Origin of the sequence: Actinoplanes regularis (assembly GCF_900188005.1) — a bacterium.
GTDB classification, from domain to species: Bacteria; Actinomycetota; Actinomycetes; order Mycobacteriales; family Micromonosporaceae; genus Actinoplanes; species Actinoplanes regularis.
This window is the reverse complement of the sequence record NZ_FZNR01000003.1, coordinates 262,284-279,950: the sequence shown is the minus strand read 5'-3', so window position 1 is coordinate 279,950 and position 17,667 is coordinate 262,284. Positions and strand designations below refer to the sequence as shown.

Below are 17,667 nucleotides of genomic sequence, written 5' to 3'. Positions count from 1 at the left end.
GCCGAGCACACTCCCACAGATCGGGAGGGCGCTCGGCCGTCGTAGGAAAATTAACGCTTCGAGTACTGCGGAGCCTTACGGGCCTTCTTGAGACCGTACTTCTTGCTCTCCTTGACCCGGGCGTCACGGGTCAGGAAGCCGGCCTTCTTCAGGGCGGGACGGTCGTCCGGCTCGGTGGAGATGAGCGCCCGCGCGATGGCGAGACGCAGCGCACCGGCCTGGCCGGTGATGCCGCCGCCACGCAGGTTGGCGAAGACGTCGAACTGCTCGGCGCGCTCGACGGTGCCCAGCGGCTCGCGGATCAGCTGCTGGTGGACCTTGCTCGGGAAGTAGTTCTCGAGCTCACGGCCGTTGCAGGTGATCTTGCCGGTGCCGGGCACGAGGCGCACCCGGACAATGGCCTCCTTGCGGCGGCCAACGGTCTGAACCGGGCGGTCACCCGGGCGCGGAGTGCGGACCGGCGCCGACGCCTCGACCACGACGACCGTCTCAGCGGGCTCTTCGATGGTCTCGACGGCCTCGACGACCTCGGGCTCGATGATGTCGGTCATGCTGCTGCCTTCTCCCGCGCTCACTGCGCGACCTGGGTGATCTCGAACGGCTGGGGCTGCTGCGCGGCGTGCGGGTGCTCGGCGCCCGGGTAGACCTTCAGCTTCTTGATGATCTGCCGCGCGAGCTTGTTGTGCGGGAGCATGCCCTTGACGGCCAGCTCGATCGCCTTCTCGGGGCGCTTGGTCAGCAGCTCCTCGTAACCGACCTGCTTCAGACCACCCGGGTAGCCGGAGTGCCGGTAGGCAACCTTGGTCTGCCGCTTGTTGCCGGTCAGCGCGACCTTGCCCGCGTTGATGATCACCACGAAGTCGCCGGTGTCGACGTGCGGGGCGAACGTCGGCTTGTGCTTGCCGCGCAGAAGGGTGGCGGTGTGGGTAGCCAGGCGGCCCAGGACGACGTCAGAAGCGTCGATAATGTGCCACTGACGCTCGATCTCACCCGGCTTCGGGCTGTACGTACGCACAGAATTACCTTGTCTCGTCGTCGGTCTTGGGGCGCGCGCTGGTCGCGTCGAACTCGACGCCGACACGACATCAAGCACACCCCAGGGGGAGCGCTCGCAGCTATCGCACAACAGCAGGCAACAATACCCGGCCGCGCGGCGCGTGGTCAAAACAGGCTGCCCCTGGGTGAATTGGCCCGAGGCGGGACCTCAAACGGTATCCAGCATACTCGGTCTCTTGGGCGACCCGGCCGCGGGTTCACCATCCGTAGCTCGACGGCTCTTAGCAGGCTCGAAACAAATGGGACGCTTGGCCGAAATTCGGCAACGGCACGCTTCCTGACATGCCCAACGGTGCGGAACTCCGGACGACGCGGCCCGGCATTGGCGGGTACGGCGTATTCGGGCGCACCATGGAGAGACCACCGTCAGGGTTGAGGACGGACCTGACGGTGTTCGCCACACCGGTTCGCCGGTGTGGTGAGGAGAAGTCGCGGCGTGCCCCGGACGGAGGCATGGCGAGAACCGTAAGCGTGACGTGGGAGCGGGTCGACGCTGAGGACGACGGTTCTCGAGCGTGCCCTTCGGTGGACCGCCCGGCCACGCCGCGACTTCTCGACCTCGACGGCACCGATCCGAGCAGCACCGAGCGCGGGTTCGTCGCCGGATGACGGATCGGACTCCGGCGCCACGCCGGCCGGTGCTGACCGCGTCCGCACTGGCCGAGCCGACCGCCACCCTCTCCGGTTACACCGTCGGCGTCACCTCCGACCGCCGTCTCGACGAGCTGGCCGGCCTCCTGGAGAAGCGCGGCGCCCGGGTGGTGCTCGCCCCCGCGCTGCGCATCGTGCCGATCGCCGACGACGCCGAGCTGCGTGCGGCGACCCGTGCCTGCCTCGACACTCCCCCCGACATCGTGCTGGTCAACACCGGCATCGGCATGCGGGGCTGGCTGGAGGCGGCCGACGGCTGGGGCCTGGCCGATCCCCTGCGCACCGCGCTGAGCCACGCCTACCTGGTGGCCCGGGGGCCCAAGGCCCGCGCCGCGGTCCGCACCGCCGGCCTGCACGAGCAGTGGACCCCGGACGGCGAGAGCTACGAGGAGGTCGTCGAGCACCTGACCGCCCGCGGCATCGCCGGCCTCACCGTCGCCATGCAACTGCACGGCGAGAGTCAGCCGGAGTACACCGAGGCGCTGGAGGCCGCCGGCGCCCGGGTGATCGAGGTCCCGGTCTACCGCTGGGCGCCACCGACCGATCTGGCCCCGTTGCACCGCCTGGTCGACCTGATCGTCGGCAAGCTGGTCGATGCCGTGACGTTCACCTCGGCCGCCGCCGTGCAGGCCCTGCTGCGCGCGGCCGGTCCGGCCGCTGATCCCCTGCTGGACGCCGTCCGGACCGACGTGCTGGCCGCCTGTGTGGGGCCGGTCACCGCCGCCCCGCTGCGCCGCCTGGACGTCCCGGTCTCCACCCCGAACCGCGCCCGGCTCAGCGCCCTGGTCCGCACCCTGATCGACGAATTGCCCAAGCGCGCCGTGTCACTCCAGGTCAACGGGCACGCGATCACCCTGCGCGGCCACGCGGCGGTGGTCGACGGCGAACTCCGTCCGCTGGCCCCCGGCCCGATGGCGGTGCTCCGCGTCCTGGCCACGTCCCCCGGGCACGTCCTCTCCCGGGCCGCCCTGCTCCAGGCGCTGCCCCGCAACGCTGACGAGCATGCGGTCGAGATGGCGGTCGCCCGGCTCCGCGCCGGACTGGCCGTCCCCGGCCTCATCCAGACCGTCGTCAAACGCGGCTACCGCATCCCCGTCTGACCGCCCTCGCCGACCCGGACGTGCTCAGCGTGCCCAAGCCGGGCGAGGCCACCGCGCCACGAGGCGTGCCGAAGCCGGGCGAGGCCACCGCGCCACGAGGCGTGCCGAAGCCGGGCGAGGCCACCGCGCCACGAGCGGGCGGCCACACCGGCCGGGCCGAGAGCCGGGCCGGTGCGTGGCGAAGCTGCCGGTCAGCCGACTCCGACGCCCTGTTCGTGTTCGGCGACCAGGGTGGCCATGGCGTGCTCGACGACACCGATGAGGACGGCTTTGACCGATTCACGGTGCCGGGCGTCACACATGATCAGCGGGACCCGGGCCGGGATGGCGAGCGCCTCCCGGACCTCCTCCGGCTCGTAGCGCGGGGCCTCGTCGAAACAGTTCACCGCGACGAGGTACGGCAGATGCCGGTTCTCGAAGTAGTCGAGCGGGGCGAACGCGTCCGTCAGCCGACGGGTGTCGACCAGGACCGCCGCGCCCACCGCACCCCGGATCAGCTCGTCCCACATGAACCAGAAGCGGGTCTGGCCGGGCGTACCGAACAGGTAGAGGATCAGGTCCTCGGCCATGGTGATCCGGCCGAAGTCCATCGCCACCGTGGTGGTGCCCTTCTCCGGCACCTTGGAGGCGTCGTCGATGCCGGCGCCGGCGGAGGTCATCACGGCTTCCGTGGTCAGCGGTTCGATCTCGGAGACCGCGCCGACCATGGTCGTCTTCCCGACGCCGAAGCCACCAGCGATGACGATCTTCGCGGAGATGATCTCCGAAGGAGGTGCGCCCGCCCGCTCAGAGCTTGCGTAGTCCACTCAAAACCCTTCCCAGAAGATCCATCCGCTCCGTGAAACCCTTGCGGGGAGCGGCACTGTGCAGCGTGAGCAAACTGTCGGCGACCATGTCGGCGACGAGGACCCGGGCCACCCCGAGAGGCAGCCGGGTGAGCGCGGCGAGTTCAGCCAGCGATTGAGCTTTCGGCTCACACAGCACGGCGATGCGGTACTTGTCATGTCCGGCGAAACGCGCTTCCTGTACGGCCGCCGGGGTGGCGACCAGGACCGCTTCGATCGGGATGTCCCGGATCGGCTCGGTCCGGCCGCGGGTTACCGCGTACGGCCGCACCAGGTTTCCCCTGGGATCGTGCGGCTCTGTCATCTCGCGGTCACCTCATCTCCACCGGGGTTCAACCCACCCCGGCGCCTAGTGGCTGACAGCCTCGCGTGCCGCCGGCGACAGGGCCGCGCCGACGCGCTCCACCACCAAGGCCATCTCATAGCCGACCTGGCCGACATCGCAGCTGCGCGCCGCCAGCACGGCCATCGACGATCCGTCGCTGATGGACATGAGGAAAAGATAGCCGCTATCCATTTCGATGATGGTCTGCTGCACCTTTCCGGCTGTGAACATCCGGGACGCGCCGTCGGTCAGACTGACCACGCCGGATGTGATCGCGGCCAGCTGCTCGGCCCGGTCGGCCGGCAGATCCCGCGAGGATGCCAGCAACAACCCGTCCGCCGAGACCGCGATCACGTGCGCGATGCCCGCGATGCTGTCGGCGAAGTTGTTGAGCAGCCAGCCCATGTCGTGCATGGTGGGAGGCCTGGTCACTGTTTGTTCTCCTTAGGAGCCTGCGATGCCGCGGCGGCGGGTTCGGCGACGCCGTCCGTCCGCCCTCGCTGCACCCCACGGGTGTACGCGGAGAGGAGCCCGCGTATGTCGTCGGGGCTGCGACGATTCTGTGCGCGGGGCCGTTCCTGTACCCCGCCCGGAACGAGCTGTGCCTGTGGGATCCGCTTCGGCAGGCCCGATCGGGTGATGCCGGCGTCCGCGGGAACGGCGGCCGCCAGGGCGCGCTGCCAGCCGTCGTCGGCCACGGTCTGCCAGCGGTCCTCGGCGGCCGAGCGGGGCCTGGGCACCGCCGCGCCCTCGGTGGCGGGACGGTGCGGCGGGGCACTGGCCGGCGCCGCGGAGACCGGAGCGGGACGGACCGGCGGGGCACTGGCCGGCGCCGCGGAGACCGGAGCGGGACGGACCGGCGGGGCACTGGCCGGCGCCGCGGAGACCGGAGCGGGACGGACCGGCGGGGCACTGGCCGGCGCCGCGGAGACCGGAGCGGGACGGACCGGCGGGGCACTGGCCGGCGCCGCGGAGACCGGAGCGGGACGGACCGGCGGGGCACTGGCCGGCGCCGCGGAGACCGGAGCGGGCGCGTACCCGGCGGTCGGCATGCCGCCCATCGCCGAGGCAGCGGACGTTTCCGCCTCCGCTTCGAACCAGTTGTGCTGCATCTGCACCTGGATCGGCGCGGGCGCGGGCGCGGGCATCGCCGAGACGGGCCGGGCCGATACCGGCTGCGGGGAGACCGGCTGGGCCGGGAACGGCTGCGCGGAGACCGGCTGGGCCGGGAACGGCTGGGCCGATACCGGCTGCGCCCAGGCCGGCTGGGCGGAGACCGGCTGGGCCGAGAACGGCTGCCCGGAACTCGGCTGCACCCAGGTCGGCTGGGCCGAGACCGGCTGGGCCGAGACGGGCGCGGCCGGGGCGGGGTTGAACAGCGGGGCCGGCGGCAGATCCATCGCCGCGGTCGGCTGCGGAATCCGGGTGGGCAGCGCCGGCCGGTCCGGCGTGGGACGCAGATCCAGCTCGGCGGCCGGGGACGCCACCACGTGTGCCCAGCGCTGCCCGGCCGGAGCCGGCGCGGAGCGGATCGGCGGCCGGATCTCGGACGTACGCCCGGTGCCCCGCGTCGTCTGCGGCGCCGGGCCCGGCCGGGTCCAGCTCGCCGCACGCCCGGTGGTACCGCTCGCCTGACCGGGCAGCACCACGATCTCGGCCGGCAGGGTGATCTCGGCGATCGTCCCGCCCTCGTGATGCGGGAGCAGCCGCACCGCGATGCCGTGCCGCGCCGCCAACCGGGCGATGACCGCGAATCCCATCAACCGGAACGCGGTGACGTCGACCGCGTTCGGCTCGGCCAGCCGGCGGTTGATCAGTTCCAGCTGCTCCGCGGAGATGCCCAGGCCACGATCCTCGACCTGGACCACCGCATGGTCCCCGGAGCGTCGTCCGTGCGCCATCACCAGCGTGGTCGGCGGGGAGAACCGGGTGGCGTTGTCGAGCAGTTCGGCGATCAACCGGACCACGTCGTTGACCGAGGCCGCGGTGACCGAGACGTCCGTGTCGGTCGCGCCGAACTCGACCCGGTGGTACATCTCCACCTCGGACTGCGAGGCCTTGAGCACGTCGACCAGCAGGGCGTCCTCGCGGCGCGGCGCGCCCACGTCGGCACCGGCCAGCACCAGCAGGTTCTCGTCGTTGCGGCGCATCCGGGTGGCGAGGTGGTCCAGGTCGAAGAGCTTGGCCAGCCGCTTCGGGTCCTCCTCGACGCGCTCGATCTGGTCGAGTTCGCCGATCATCCGGTCGACCAGCGCCTGGCTGCGCCGGGCCAGACTGAGGAACATCGCCGACACGCTGGTGCGCAGCGCGGCCTGTTCGGCGGCGACCCGGATCGCTTCCCGGTGCACCATGTTGAACGCCTCGGCGACCTGACCGAACTCGTCCCGGTCGGTGAGCCGGATCGGGTCCCGGGTCTCCGCGACGATCCGGTCGACGCCCCCCTCGCCCAGGCTCTCCACGTCCTGCAGCCGGCTGACCGCCTCGGGCAGATCGCGGTGGGCCACCGCGAGCGCGCCCTCCCGCAGCCGTCGGAGCGACAGGGTCAGGTTGCGGCCCAGGTAGAAGGCGAGCGCGATGGCCGCGATCAGAACCAGCAGCACCACGACGAACTCGAGGGTGGCGCGCTTGCCGGTGGTCGAGCTGTCGTCCTGGGCGACCTTGACGACCTCGCCTTCCAGGTCCGTCTCGGTGTCCCGGAGAAGATCAAGGATTTCCGTGTACGTCTTCGTCAGCTCGGTCACCGTGACCGTCCCCGCCCCGGCCCCGATGAGCCGGGTGACCAGCCGGTCCGCCTTGACCATCGCATCGTTCGCCAGGGTCGCCTCGACCCGGCCGGTCTGGCCGGCGGTGGCGATCCGCCGGAAGTCGTCGAACGCGTCCTGCCGGGCGGCCTGCGCCCCGATCAGCTGCTGACGCCAGGCCGCGCCGGCCGGACCGCCGACCCGCACGACATACGCGGCCACCTCCTGGTCGGCGGCGGCCGACTGGAGCCGGGTGAAGGCGGCGAGCGCGCGCAACCCGTCGGCGACCGCGCCGGGCTCGGCGATCTGGCTGACCGTCTCCTCGTAGTCGGACAGCCCATCGAGGACCTCGTCGTAGCGCTCGACCGCGCTGACGAGGGTCACCTCCTTGCGGGCGGCGACCGCACCGCGGAGGTCGGTGAGCGCACCGAGCCGATCCTGGATCAGTTGGAGCCGGGCGCGCACCCGAGCCGGCACCTCGGTGAGCCCGCCGCGATGGCCGCGGAACACCAGGATCTGGGCGTCGGCGTGCTCGGACGCCGCCCGGAACGCATCGGGCGACGCCTCCGGCGAGGCCAGGAACACCGCGGCGGCCATCCGTTCGCGATGCAGCAGCAGGCTCAGGCCGGAGAGGTCGGTGCCCAGCCGGGTGAGGTCGGCGACCCGGCCCGCGTCGGTCGCCCGGCCGCGCACGTCCATCAGGCGCCCGGAGGCCAGCACCAGCACCGCGACCAGCGGGATGACCAGGAGTCCGGCGAGTTTGGCGCGGATTCGGGCGTCCCGCACCAGCGGGAGTAGCCCACGTCGCACAGCCAGGCCCGAGGATCCCGTGCTCACGACATCTCCTTCGCGATCGTCCCGCATCGGTGGGAACCCGGGAGTGCTGTCGTCGCCGCCGTTGCGGCGGAGCCCGGGCCCTGCGGTCCGGCCCCGTCCGGCACGCGCAGCAAGGTCCGTGCCGAAAAAGGCACGGCGGCGATTTCATCAGACCTTCGACGGTTTTGGGAAGCCTGGAACCTCCCGGAAACCACCTGGCTGTCCGAGTGGTAGCCGCGCGTGAAAACGGTCGGCGGCCACCTTAAGGGCTTTGACGTGCGCGAATACTTCATCCGCGACTGTTTCTGCGGTCACGGCCACTGAACAGCTTCACGATTCCAACCACTATGTGAGAGCGCTGTCCCGCGCCTGGCGAAACCGCGGCATCTGAGCAGGGGTCTCACGTTCGCAAGGATCGACAGGACGCGACGGACTCGTTGTCCGTGTCGCCCAGTGTCCACTCTGGAGTGTTGATCTGGCAACCATCCCGTACGTCGCCTTCAAGTAACCGAGCGTAACCGTAAAGCAATCGATGTATTTCAATCATTGAAGATCCAGACTTTAGGCCGCCTTAAGAAGCCACGCCCCCACTGGCGTATCGGTCACCGCATTCCGTAACGTGCCCTGCATGGCATTTCGGAGCTGGGTGAAGCTACTGGCCACCACCGCCACAGCAGCCGCGGTGGTCGGAGCCGGCCAGCTCGGCGTCGCCTACGGACTCGGCATAGTCCGGCTGGACCGCGTCCTCGACGTCACTGCCCGTGATCAATGGACCGCACAACTCGCCTGGATCGCGTGGATCACCATGGGCGCCGCCGCGATCGGCGCGACCGTCGCCTCCGGTCTGCGCCCGCGCTGGCTTCCCCGCCCGATCGGCGCCGGCGGCGCCCTGCCGGTCGGGATCGCGGCCGGCCTCGGCGCGCTCGCCGTCCTGCCGCTGACCATGCAGCCGGCCCGGTCCGCGCAGGTCCCCGGCGTGCAGCCGGTCTTCGTGATCGGCGTGGTCGCCGGGCTGGGCGCTGCGGCGGGCATCCTCGCCGGCTGGGCGGCCGCCGCCAAACCGGCGGCGCGCTGGAACGCGGCGGTCCTCAGCGCCCTCATCTGGATCGTCGCGCTGGTCTCGGTCGGCCCGTCGCTGCTGCACGGCCGCACCCCGATCCAGATCCGCCTCGGCGTGCTGAACGGCAGCCTGATCCCGTCGGCCGTGACCGCGCACACCGCGTTCCTCACCATGCCGACCATCGCGCTGCTCGCCGGCCTGGTGATCGGGTTCATGGCCCGCGGGCGCCGGCTGTCGACGCTCGCCTCCGGACTCTCCGGGCTCGTCGGCCCGGCGCTGCTGACCGTGGCGTACCTGATCGCCGGCCCGGAACAGGGCGCGACCGGGTTCCAGACCAACCCGTACTGGTCCGCGATGACCGCGTGCGGCGCCGGCGTGCTCGGCTCGGTGCTGGCGGCGATCGTCCGCGGAGCGCCGGCCGAGGAGGACGAGCCGGAGAGCACCGCTTCCGCGGCCCTCCCCACCGGCGACTCGCCGGCCTCCCTGCCGAAGCGGGACGCGCCGGTGCACTCGGCCATCGCACGTGCCGCCGCCCAGCACGGGGTGCAGCCGCACCCCTCCGACACCGGGGTCATCCCGACGGCGGCACCCGGCACCCCGAACAACCCGTTCTCGGGTGGCACCGGCAGCCCGTTCCGGGCCGGTGCGCCGGTCCGCCCGGCCCCGACCCCGACCCAGCCGCCGCCGCAGGCGCCGGCTCCGGAGAATCCGCCGCGCTTCTCCGGCCAGCAGCCGAAGCCCCTCTCCGGCTGGGGAGCCCGCAGGTCGGCTCAGGCCCCGGCGCCCGCGCCGGACTCCTTCGACGGATTCACGGCGGCTCAGGGCGCCGGCCGGGCCGGTTCGATCACGGCCGAGCAGCCGCGGGTCACCGCGCCGCGCGGACCGGTCGTGGAACCCACCTCGATCAGCGGCCCGTACCGTTCGGCGCCGGGGCGCAACAACCCTGGTCAGGAAACAGATCGTGGCAATTGGGTGCGTCGGCCGTAAGGCAGTGAAGCATTCGTGAACTCCGATGGAATGATGCGACTGGGAGGTACCGCGGGACCGCTCGGGCCGAAACGATGACCGGTGTCCGAGCCTCATCCCCTCCATGCATCGGAGTTCGAACGTGACTCATCCCCTGTCGCGCGTCCGCAAGCTCCTGCTCAGCCTCGCGCTGGTCTTCGGGCTCGCCGGCACCGCCCTCGTGGCCCCGGCCGTGGTCGCCCCCACCCACACCTCGGCCGCGCAGGCCGCCGTCTACTCCACGTGCACGATCAGCCGCTGCTCGGCGGCGCGCACCGCGTACACCGGCTGGCAGTCGCTCGGCTGGCCGCTCAGCGCCGGTTGGTACTCCTGGCCCTACGGCAACTACAACTACACCGGCGGGACCTTCCAGAACCGGGAGGGCTACCTGCCGACGGCCACCTACAACGAGTACGACGTGTACTCCCGCGCCAGGGGCGCGTCGCGGGACGCGTACCGGATCGTGGTCAATCGGAGCACCAAGGTCGCGTACTTCACCCCGGATCACTACGTGACCTTCTACAAGCTTTAGACCCCTGCTCGGGTACGTACGCGGCGGCCGTCCGAGGACGGCCGCCGCGCCGCGTACTACGGGGTGACCGGCAGGTAGACCCGGCCACCGGCGTCGACGAACTCGTCCGACTTCGCCTTCATCCCGGCCGCCCTGAGCTCATGGCTGATCTTCATCGAGCAGAACTTGGGGCCGCACATCGAGCAGAAGTGCGCGGTCTTCGCCGGGGCCGCCGGGAGCGTCTCGTCGTGGTACGCCCGCGCCGTCTCCGGGTCGAGGGCCAACTCGAACTGGTCCTCCCAGCGGAAGTCGAACCGGGCGTGCGACAGCGCGTCGTCCCACGCCTGGGCACCCGGGTGGCCCTTGGCCAGGTCCGCCGAGTGCGCCGCGATCTTGTAGGCGATCATCCCGGCCTTGACGTCCTCCTTGTTCGGCAGCCCGAGGTGCTCCTTCGGCGTGACGTAGCAGAGCATCGCCGTCCCGAACATCCCGATCATCGCGGCCCCGATCGCGGAGGTGATGTGGTCGTAAGCGGGCGCGATGTCGGTGGCCAGCGGCCCGAGCGTGTAGAACGGCGCCCCCGAGCACAGCTCCTGCTGCAGGTCGACGTTCTCCTTGATCTTGTGCATCGGCACGTGACCGGGGCCCTCGACCATCACCTGGACGTCGTACTCCCAGGCGATGTGGGTCAGCTCGCCGAGCGTGCGCAGCTCGGCGAACTGCGCCTCGTCGTTGGCGTCCGCGATCGACCCGGGCCGCAGGCCGTCGCCGAGGGAGAAGGTGATGTCGTACTCCCGGAAGATCTCGCACAGCTCCCGGAAGTGCGTGTAGAGGAAGTTCTGCCGGTGCCCGGCGAGGCACCAGGCCGCCATGATCGACCCGCCCCGGGACACGATGCCGGTCACCCGCTCGGCGGCCAGCGGGACGTACTCGAGCAGCACCCCCGCATGGATGGTCATGTAGTCGACCCCCTGCTCGGCCTGCTCGATGACGGTCTCCCGGAACAGCTCCCAGTTCAACTTGAGCGGATCACCGTTGACCTTCTCGAGGGCCTGGTAGATCGGCACGGTTCCGATCGGTACCGGCGAGTTCCGGACGATCGCCTCCCGGGTCTCGTGGATCCGCGGCCCGGTGGACAGGTCCATCACGGTGTCCGCGCCCCACCGGGTGGCCCAGGTCAGCTTCTCCACCTCCTCGGCGACCGAGGACGTCACCGCCGAGGTGCCGATGTTCGCGTTGACCTTCACCAGGAACCTCGACCCGATGATCATCGGCTCGGACTCCGGGTGGTTGCGGTTGGCCGGCAGCACCGCGCGGCCCGCCGCGATCTCGTCGCGGACGACCGACGCGTCGACGCCCTCGCGGACCGCGACGAACTCCATCTCCGGCGTGATGTCGCCGGCCCGCGCCGCGGCGAACTGGGTCCGGCCGTCCCACCACGGTTTCCGCAGCTTCGCCAGTCCGTCCGCCGGGTCACCGCCCGGGCCGGACGTGTCGTAGAGCCGGACCGGCGGGTTGTCGCCGGTCAGCACCACCTCGGTGAACGGCACCCGGATTTCCGGACGGGAGCCCTCCACGTAGACCTTGCGCCTCATGATTCCTCCCAAATATGTGCAAACCGGCGAGAGGTGGCAGCGTGGAACCCACGAGCGCCCCCGCCGGAGCTTGTCCTTTTCGAACTTTCCTCGGACGACCGGGCCGCTTGAGCCCGGCTGTTCCATCAGACGACCGGGCCGCTCAGACCCGGTTGTTCCAGAAGTGATCAAGCGGTCCGGGCCCGGCGCCCAGCCGCCATCCGGCGCCGCCCCGCAGCGCCCCGGTCACGTACTCCTTGGCCGCGGCGACCGCCACCGGCACCGGGTCACCCGCCGCCAGCCGCACCGCGATCGCGGATGAGAACGTGCACCCCGACCCGTGGTTGTTCGGCGTCGGCACGGACTCCCCGCGCAGCGTCGACAGGCCGCCGTCGTGCCAGAGGACGTCGAGCGCGAGCTCGCTGCCGGTCACCACCACGGCGCGCGGCCCGGTCGCGGCGATCTCCGCCGCTGACGCGGCCATCTCCTCGGCGGTCTCGACGAGACGCCCGACGAGGGCGCCGGCCTCATGCCGATTCGGCGTGACGACCTGGGCGTACGGCATGAGCACCGAGACCACCGCGGCCTCCCCCAGCCGACTCCCCGAGGTCGCCACCAGCACCGGATCCACGACGAGGTTGGGCAGGTCGGCGGCGCGTTCGGCGATCACCTTGGCGACCGCCGGGTCCCCGATCATCCCGACCTTGACCGCGGCCACCGGCAGGTCACCGAGCACCGCGTCCAGCTGCGCGGCGACGCTCTCCGCCGGCACCGGATGAATCCCGGTCACGCCGCGGGTGTTCTGCGCGGTGATCGCGGTGAGCACCGAGGCCCCGTACGCCCCCAGCGCCGCGAACGTCTTCAGGTCAGCCTGAATCCCGGCGCCCCCACCGGAGTCCGACCCGGCGATCGTCAGCACCACCGGCGGCGTCACCACGCCCCACCTCCCTGGCCGGCACCCATGGCACGCTCGACCGGCCGGGAAGCGGCCTTGGCGGCGGCGAAAGCACCGGAGAGCACCCGGGCGACCCGCTCCGGATTCGCCGCCCGCATGATCGCGCCGAGCACCGCGATCCCGGCCGCTCCGGCCGCCGCGCACTCGGCCGCGCGGGCCGCCGAGTCGACGCCGCCCAGCGCCAGCCACGGCACGTCACCGGCCAGTTCGGCCGCGTGCCCAGCACCAAGCGGCGGCCCGTACCCGGGTTTGGTCGCGGTCGGATAGATCGGCGAGAGCATCACGTAGTCCACGTCGGACATCGGCTCGGTGCCGTGGCAGGAGCGCCCGATCAGTGACACCCCGGCCGGCACCGGATCCGCCGCGGCCAGGTGCACCGCGCCACCACCGAGCGGGTCGGCGCCGGCCACGATCAGGCGCCCCGGCGGAACGACCACCCGCAGCTCCTCAAGGAGCGCGACCCGCTCCTCGTACGGCAGATCACGTTCGCGCAGCACCACCCAGCCGGCGCCACCGCGTACCGCCGCCGCCACCACCTCCACCAGCGGCCCGGAACCGGACCGCCGATCGGTAGGCCCAGCGGCAGACCGGCGATCGGTCAGCACCACGAGACCGTCCGGCGTCACCACACCGGGATCCCCTCGTCCGAGGTCGACGCGAGAGCGTGGAAGCGTCGCGGGATCCGCCCGGCCTCCCGGGCCAGCCGCCCGGCCGCCACCGCGTGCCGCATCGCCGTCGCCATCACCGCCGGGTCGTCGGCCCGGGTGATCGCGCTCGCGACCAGCACCGCGTCGCAGCCCAGCTCCATCGCGAGCGCGGCGTCCGAGGCCGTGCCGATGCCGGCGTCCAGCACCACCGGAACATCCACACTCTGCCGGATCAGCTCGATGTGGTGCGGGTTGGCGATCCCCAGGCCGGAGCCGATCGGCGAGCCGGCCGGCATGACCGCCGCACATCCCGCGTCGGCCAGCCGGCGAGCCAGGACCGGGTCGTCGGAGGTGTACGGCAACACCGTGAACCCCTCCGCGACCAGCACCTCCGCCGCCCGGAGCAGCTCGACACCGTCCGGCAGCAGGGTCCGCTCGTCCCCGATCACCTCCAGCTTGATCAGATCGGTCTCGAAGGCCTCCCGGGCCATCCGCGCCGTCTTGATCGCATCCCCGGCGGTGAAGCAGCCGGCCGTGTTCGGCAGGATCCGCACCTTGACCCGCTCGAGCATCGGCAGCAGACCCGGACCGGCCGCCTCGACCCGCCGCAACGCGACCGTGACCAGGTCGGTCTGCGACGCCCGGATCGCCTCCTCCAGCGCCGCGAGGCTGTTGGCGCCGCCCGTGCCGAGAATCAGTCCGTTCTCCGGCAACAGATCCATGGTCAACCGCCCTGGGCCGCGGTGAGGACCTCGACCGCGTCGCCGTCGGTCAGGTCGACCTGCGACCAGGTGGAGCGCGGCACGACCGAGCCGTTCACCGCGACCGCGACGCCGCGGTGTGCCTCGGTGATCTCGGCGACCAGCACGGCCACCGAGCAACTTGCCGGCCGGGTCTCGTGCCGGCCGTTGATGATCAGGCGCATCCGAACCTCCCGGGAGTGAACTCGTCGATGATCGGGTCGGCCGAACCGGTGAGCACCAGGTCGGCGACGAGCTGTGCGGTGATCGGGGTGAGCAGCACCCCGTTGCGGTGATGCCCGGCGGCGACCACGACGCGATCGGTCAGCCGCCCGATGATCGGGGCGTTGTCCGGGGTCCCCGGGCGATGGCCGACGGTGACCTCGGCCAGTTCGTGCTCGGACAGGCCGGGCACCAGATCCAGGGCGGCGCGCAGCAGGTCGTGCACGCCGCCGGCGGTCGGCTGCCGGTCGGTGCGCTCCTCCTGGGTGGCGCCGACCACCACCTCGCCGTCGGCGCGGGGCACCAGGTAGACGTGCCGGCCGTCGGCGGCGCCGTCGATCACGTGCCGGAGCAGGCCGGGCTCGCCACGCAGCCGGAGCACCTGGCCCTTGACCGGCCGGATCGGCAGCCCGGTGAGGGTCGCGGTGCCGCATCCGGCCGCCACGACCACGACGTCCTCGTCCAGCCCCGACAGGTCGGAGACGAGCCGCGCCCGGATTCGTCCACTCAGGATCTCCCGGAGACGCGCGACCACCCGGCGTGGATCGACCTGCCGCTCGGTCGCCGCGTAGGCGCCGGCCCGGATCCGCGGTGACAGCGCCGGTTCCCGGTCCCGCAGCTGTGATCCGGTGAGCGGCGACAGCTTCTGGTGCTTCCACTCGCGGGCCATCTCCGCCACGTCGTCCGCGGTCAGCGCCACGCCCAGGGTCCCCGCGTCGTCGTAGCCGACGTCGCCGAGGGCGGCCGCGAACTCCGGCCACAGCGCGTTGGCGGCCTCGAGGAGTTGCTCCAGCCGCGGGAACTCGAAGACCGACTCACCACCCGGGGCGAGCATCCCGGCCGCCACGTGCCAGGCGCCACCGGAGCCGGCCGGTTCCGGGTCGTAGACCGTGACGTCCGCGCCGCGCCGCAGCAGCTCGGCACCGATGGCCAGTCCGATGATCCCGCCGCCGACGATGCCGGCCCTCATGCCAGCGCAGCCAGGAACGCGGCGGCCGTCTCCTCGGGATCGGTCGTGAAGGCCGCGACGGCGGCGATCCCGTGCGTGGCGAGCAACGGAACCCGGTTCAGGGTGATGCCACCGATCGCCAGCACCGGGGTGCCGGGAACGGCCGCGGCCACGGCCGCCACGCGTTCCGGCCCGAGCGGCGGTGGCAGCCCGTCCTTGGTGGAGGTGTCGAAGGCCGGCCCGACGCCGAGGTAGGTCGCGCCGTCCGCGACCGCGGTCCGCGCCGACTCCGCGGTACGACACGTCGCCCCGACCACCGCGCCCGGTCCGAGCACCCGCCGCGCGGCCGCGACCGGCAGGTCGTCGGCGCCCACGTGCACACCGTCCGCGCCGGCCGCGAGCGCGACCCCGACCCGGTCGTTGACCAGGCACATCGCGCCCGCCGCCCGGCAGATTCCGACCGCTTCGACGGCCAGCGCGTACGCCTGCGCCTCGGTGGTCTTGACCCGGATCTGAACGGCCACGCCCGGCTGAGCCACACCACGGACGACGTCCAGTGAATCAGTGATGACGTGCAGTTTCGGGAACAAAAAAGCGCCCATGACGCACTCCTCCCTGCGCCGGCATGACCCGGATCAGGTTCGACGGTCGGGGGCGGCGTCAGCCCCCCTCTCAGCCCGATGCCCGGACTCCCGTGGGGTTGTTGTAACGGGACCATAACCCGTTGGTGACTGAGAAAGCCAGCGGATGCCGCCGATGACTTGTGACTCGGTTACAAGGCATTCGCTCGCGGAGCGAAGCGGAGCCATTGAACTCAGCGCACGTCCCAAATCGGCTCGGGAACCTCCACCACCTCGTTGTCGCCCCTGAACAGCACGAAGCGATCGAAGGACCGGGTGAACCAGCGGTCGTGGGTGACGGCTATCACCGTCCCGTCGAACCCCTTCAGCCCCTCCTCCAGCGCTTCCGCCGAGGCCAGGTCAAGGTTGTCGGTCGGCTCGTCGAGCAGCAGCAGGGTCGCCCCGGAAAGCTCCAGCAGCAGCACCAGGAAACGCGCCTGCTGCCCACCGGAGAGGGTGCCGAACCGCTGGTCGCCCTGGGCCGACAGCTCGTACCGGCTGAGGTGTTTCATCGCCCCGGCGCGGTCCATGCCGGACCGGTGCTCGTCGCCCCGCCAGAGGATCTCGACCAGAGTCTTCTCCACCAGCTCCGGCCGGTCGTGGGTCTGCGAGAAGTGACCGGGCCGGACCCGCGCGCCGAGCCGGGCCACCCCGGCGTGCGCAACATGCGCGAGCGGCGCGCCGTCGACCGGCTTGTGTTCCAGGTCCGGCTCGCTGCCGCCGGCCGCGAGCAGGCGCAGGAAGTGCGACTTGCCGGTGCCGTTCGCGCCCAGCACGGCGACCCGGTCGCCGTACCAGATCTCCAGGTCGAACGGGAACGTCAGGTTCTCCAGCTCGAGCTGCTCACAGATCACCGAGCGCTTGCCGGTGCGGCCACCGCGCAGGTTCATCCGTACCGACTGCTCCTTGGGCGGCAGCGGCGGCGGACCGGCCTCCTCGAACTTCCGCAGCCGGGTCTGTGCGGCCTGATAACGCGAGGCCAGGCCGTCGTTGAAGGCCGCCTTGTTCTTGAGCGTGAACACCAGCTCACGGAGCTTCTCGTGCTCCTCGTCCCAGCGCCGGCGCAGCTCCTCCATCCGGTCGTGCCGGTTCGACCGGGCCTCGTGCCAGGAGGCGAACCCACCGGGATGGGTCCACGCGCCCCCGCCCTCGACCGCGACCACCCGGTCGGCGGTCTGCGCCAGCAGTTCCCGGTCGTGCGAGATGAACAGCACCGACTTGTTCGACTCCCGGATCCGCTGCTCCAGCCAGCGCTTGGCGGGCACGTCCAGGAAGTTGTCCGGCTCGTCGAGCAGCAGCACCTCGTCGCCGCCGCGCAGCAGCAGATCCAGGGCGAACCGCTTCTGCTCGCCGCCGGAGAGAGTCCGCACGATCCGGCTCCGCGCCTCGTCCCACGGCTTGCCGAGGATCGAGACGGCGACCGTGTCGAAGAGCACCTCGGCGTCGTAGCCACCGGCCTCGCCCCAGTGGGCCAGCGCGTTCGCGTACGCCAGCTGGCTCTTCTCGGTCTCGTCCAGCGCCGCCGTGGCGCTCCGCAGCCGCTCGCCCGCGGCCCGCAGAGGTGGGGCGACCAGCGAGAGGGCCAGGTCCTCCAGCGTCCGGTCGTCACCGATCATGCCGATGAACTGGCGCATCACGCCCAGCCCACCGGAGCGCGCGATCGAGCCGCTCTGGGTCGGGATGTCCCCGGCCACCATCCGCAGCAGCGTGGTCTTGCCCGCCCCGTTCGGCCCGACCAGTGCGACCTTGGCACCCTCACCGACCCGGAACGCGACGTCGGTGAAGAGCTCCCGGCCGTCCGGCAGCACGAACCCGACGCCGGCGACATCCACGTAACCCATGTCCGGCAT

The 17,667-nt window shown here is 71.6% G+C and carries 18 protein-coding genes and 1 riboswitch; of the genes, 4 read left to right on the top strand and 14 right to left on the bottom strand.

Annotation, left to right across the window (positions count from 1 at the left end):
- Positions 1-50: 50 nt before the first annotated feature.
- Together rpsI and rplM are read right to left on the bottom strand one after the other, a co-directional pair.
- The gene (rpsI, locus tag CHC09_RS10895; RefSeq protein WP_239138345.1) at positions 51-551 is read right to left on the bottom strand and encodes a 30S ribosomal protein S9; all 501 of its coding nucleotides are present in this window, start codon (positions 549-551) and stop codon (positions 51-53) included.
- A gap of 20 nt (positions 552-571) precedes the next feature.
- Positions 572-1,015: a 50S ribosomal protein L13 gene (rplM, locus tag CHC09_RS10890; protein WP_089292905.1), complete on the bottom strand. Its 444-nt coding sequence runs from the start codon at positions 1,013-1,015 to the stop codon at positions 572-574.
- Positions 1,016-1,509: 494 nt separating this feature from the next.
- On the opposite strand from rplM, the gene CHC09_RS46210 reads away from it, so the two are divergent.
- Together CHC09_RS46210 and CHC09_RS10885 are read left to right on the top strand one after the other, a co-directional pair.
- A complete protein-coding gene (locus CHC09_RS46210) occupies positions 1,510-1,665 on the top strand; it encodes a hypothetical protein (RefSeq protein WP_179277032.1) in 156 nt (51 codons plus the stop codon).
- Positions 1,662-2,807: a uroporphyrinogen-III synthase gene (locus CHC09_RS10885; protein ID WP_089292904.1), complete on the top strand. Its 1,146-nt coding sequence runs from the start codon at positions 1,662-1,664 to the stop codon at positions 2,805-2,807. The genes CHC09_RS46210 and CHC09_RS10885 overlap by 4 nt, the downstream gene beginning before the upstream one ends.
- A 191-nt stretch (positions 2,808-2,998) precedes the next feature.
- Here the strand turns inward: CHC09_RS10885 and CHC09_RS10880 are convergent, their stop codons facing one another.
- From CHC09_RS10880 to CHC09_RS10865, 4 genes are read right to left on the bottom strand one after another with little or no spacing between them, the layout of a single operon-like run.
- Complete coding sequence (locus CHC09_RS10880) at positions 2,999-3,613, bottom strand: GTP-binding protein (RefSeq protein ID WP_089292903.1); 615 nt, start codon at positions 3,611-3,613, stop codon at positions 2,999-3,001.
- Positions 3,594-3,956 carry a DUF742 domain-containing protein gene (locus tag CHC09_RS10875; protein WP_089292902.1) on the bottom strand — a complete coding sequence of 121 codons (363 nt, stop codon included), beginning with the start codon at positions 3,954-3,956 and terminating at the stop codon, positions 3,594-3,596. Before CHC09_RS10875 ends, CHC09_RS10880 begins: the two co-directional genes overlap by 20 nt.
- Before the next feature lie 45 nt (positions 3,957-4,001).
- Entirely contained in the window at positions 4,002-4,409 is a 408-nt protein-coding gene (locus CHC09_RS10870) for a roadblock/LC7 domain-containing protein (RefSeq protein ID WP_089292901.1), read from the bottom strand.
- Positions 4,406-7,555 (bottom strand): sensor histidine kinase, encoded by a 3,150-nt coding sequence (locus CHC09_RS10865; RefSeq protein WP_089292900.1) that lies wholly within the window; start codon positions 7,553-7,555, stop codon positions 4,406-4,408. The genes CHC09_RS10870 and CHC09_RS10865 overlap by 4 nt, the downstream gene beginning before the upstream one ends.
- Before the next feature lie 607 nt (positions 7,556-8,162).
- On the opposite strand from CHC09_RS10865, the gene CHC09_RS10860 reads away from it, so the two are divergent.
- Positions 8,163-9,581, top strand: coding sequence for a hypothetical protein (locus CHC09_RS10860; RefSeq protein WP_143232281.1), 1,419 nt, complete (start codon positions 8,163-8,165; stop codon positions 9,579-9,581).
- A gap of 103 nt (positions 9,582-9,684) precedes the next feature.
- Positions 9,685-10,131, top strand: coding sequence for a ribonuclease domain-containing protein (locus CHC09_RS10855; RefSeq protein ID WP_089292898.1), 447 nt, complete (start codon positions 9,685-9,687; stop codon positions 10,129-10,131).
- Positions 10,132-10,187: 56 nt separating this feature from the next.
- Here the strand turns inward: CHC09_RS10855 and thiC are convergent, their stop codons facing one another.
- From thiC to CHC09_RS10815, 8 genes are all read right to left on the bottom strand, one after another.
- Positions 10,188-11,705, bottom strand: coding sequence for a phosphomethylpyrimidine synthase ThiC (thiC, locus tag CHC09_RS10850; protein ID WP_089292897.1), 1,518 nt, complete (start codon positions 11,703-11,705; stop codon positions 10,188-10,190).
- A gap of 142 nt (positions 11,706-11,847) precedes the next feature.
- Entirely contained in the window at positions 11,848-12,618 is a 771-nt protein-coding gene (thiD, locus tag CHC09_RS10845; protein ID WP_089293189.1) for a bifunctional hydroxymethylpyrimidine kinase/phosphomethylpyrimidine kinase, read from the bottom strand.
- The gene (locus CHC09_RS10840) at positions 12,615-13,268 is read right to left on the bottom strand and encodes a thiamine phosphate synthase (protein ID WP_089292896.1); all 654 of its coding nucleotides are present in this window, start codon (positions 13,266-13,268) and stop codon (positions 12,615-12,617) included. Before CHC09_RS10840 ends, thiD begins: the two co-directional genes overlap by 4 nt.
- Complete coding sequence (locus tag CHC09_RS10835) at positions 13,262-14,008, bottom strand: thiazole synthase (RefSeq protein WP_089292895.1); 747 nt, start codon at positions 14,006-14,008, stop codon at positions 13,262-13,264. Before CHC09_RS10835 ends, CHC09_RS10840 begins: the two co-directional genes overlap by 7 nt.
- Positions 14,009-14,010: 2 nt before the next feature.
- On the bottom strand, positions 14,011-14,211 hold the full coding sequence (gene thiS, locus CHC09_RS10830; protein WP_089292894.1) for a sulfur carrier protein ThiS: 201 nt from the start codon (positions 14,209-14,211) through the stop codon (positions 14,011-14,013).
- Positions 14,202-15,218, bottom strand: coding sequence for a glycine oxidase ThiO (gene thiO / locus CHC09_RS10825; protein WP_089292893.1), 1,017 nt, complete (start codon positions 15,216-15,218; stop codon positions 14,202-14,204). The genes thiS and thiO overlap by 10 nt, the downstream gene beginning before the upstream one ends.
- Positions 15,215-15,799, bottom strand: coding sequence for a thiamine phosphate synthase (locus tag CHC09_RS10820; protein WP_089292892.1), 585 nt, complete (start codon positions 15,797-15,799; stop codon positions 15,215-15,217). Before CHC09_RS10820 ends, thiO begins: the two co-directional genes overlap by 4 nt.
- Positions 15,793-15,903: riboswitch (TPP riboswitch) on the bottom strand. It overlaps the preceding gene by 7 nt.
- Before the next feature lie 108 nt (positions 15,904-16,011).
- Entirely contained in the window at positions 16,012-17,658 is a 1,647-nt protein-coding gene (locus CHC09_RS10815) for an ABC-F family ATP-binding cassette domain-containing protein (protein WP_089292891.1), read from the bottom strand.
- Positions 17,659-17,667 lie beyond the last annotated feature (9 nt).

Coding starts and splice junctions, on each gene's coding strand:
- CHC09_RS10820 (WP_089292892.1), bottom strand. CDS start 15,799: ATGGGCGCTTTTTTGTTCCCGAAACTGCACGTCATCACTGATTCACTG.
- thiO (WP_089292893.1), bottom strand. CDS start 15,218: ATGAGGGCCGGCATCGTCGGCGGCGGGATCATCGGACTGGCCATCGGT.
- CHC09_RS10875 (WP_089292902.1), bottom strand. CDS start 3,956: ATGACAGAGCCGCACGATCCCAGGGGAAACCTGGTGCGGCCGTACGCG.
- CHC09_RS10835 (WP_089292895.1), bottom strand. CDS start 14,008: ATGGATCTGTTGCCGGAGAACGGACTGATTCTCGGCACGGGCGGCGCC.
- rpsI (WP_239138345.1), bottom strand. CDS start 551: ATGACCGACATCATCGAGCCCGAGGTCGTCGAGGCCGTCGAGACCATC.
- thiS (WP_089292894.1), bottom strand. CDS start 14,211: ATGCGCCTGATCATCAACGGCCGGCACGAGACCCGGCCGGCAAGTTGC.
- CHC09_RS10885 (WP_089292904.1), top strand. CDS start 1,662: ATGACGGATCGGACTCCGGCGCCACGCCGGCCGGTGCTGACCGCGTCC.
- thiC (WP_089292897.1), bottom strand. CDS start 11,705: ATGAGGCGCAAGGTCTACGTGGAGGGCTCCCGTCCGGAAATCCGGGTG.
- CHC09_RS10815 (WP_089292891.1), bottom strand. CDS start 17,658: ATGGGTTACGTGGATGTCGCCGGCGTCGGGTTCGTGCTGCCGGACGGC.
- CHC09_RS10860 (WP_143232281.1), top strand. CDS start 8,163: ATGGCATTTCGGAGCTGGGTGAAGCTACTGGCCACCACCGCCACAGCA.
- CHC09_RS10855 (WP_089292898.1), top strand. CDS start 9,685: ATGCATCGGAGTTCGAACGTGACTCATCCCCTGTCGCGCGTCCGCAAG.
- CHC09_RS46210 (WP_179277032.1), top strand. CDS start 1,510: ATGGCGAGAACCGTAAGCGTGACGTGGGAGCGGGTCGACGCTGAGGAC.